This window comes from Cupriavidus basilensis OR16, from assembly GCF_000243095.1.
Classification (GTDB): domain Bacteria; phylum Pseudomonadota; class Gammaproteobacteria; order Burkholderiales; family Burkholderiaceae; genus Cupriavidus; species Cupriavidus basilensis_D.
In genome coordinates, this window is sequence record NZ_AHJE01000356.1 from 1 (window position 1) to 551 (window position 551).

Annotated in this window: 1 pseudogene; it reads right to left on the reverse strand. The window is 63.0% G+C overall.

Annotated elements, in window-relative coordinates:
* Positions 1-19: 19 nt before the first annotated feature.
* Positions 20-551 (reverse strand): annotated as a pseudogene (locus OR16_RS39115) (porin); the annotation flags it as partial.

Consider the following 551-nt stretch of genomic DNA (forward strand, 5'->3'; position numbering starts at 1 on the left):
CGAGGGTTAGGTTCGAGGGTTAGAAGTTATGGCGCATGCCTAGCGCGAAGGTTTGCGGATCGGCGCCAGCCGAAACGCCGAGGTTGTTGATGGCGAAATCATAGATGGCGTTTTTCTTGTTGTTGATGCGGCTGTAGTAGGTAAACAGCGCGGTGCGCTTTGACAGCGGGTAGTCATAGCCGACCGTGAACTGGGTGGCGCCGGTATCCGCGCCGCTGCGGAAGAACCCGACCGTCTCGGTGGCATTGCCGGCGCCGTTGCTGGCCAGCGCGAAACCCAGCCTGATGCTGCCGGGCCCGAGCTTTTGCACGAGCGAGGCGTAGTAGCCGTTGCGCGTCAGGTCGCCCGTGGCGGTGCGGTAGTGCAGCCGCTCATACAGCGCGGAGATCTTGGTGCTGGGGAACTGGTAAGACACGCCCACCTTGATGGCATTGTCGTTGCGGCCGGCCGTCTGGTAATGCTGGTGAAGCTCGTACGCCAGCGCCACGTTGAGCGGCCGCGGTCAGTAGGTGGTAGCGAACGAGTAGAGCGGCGGGTTGCGCGGCGTGGTG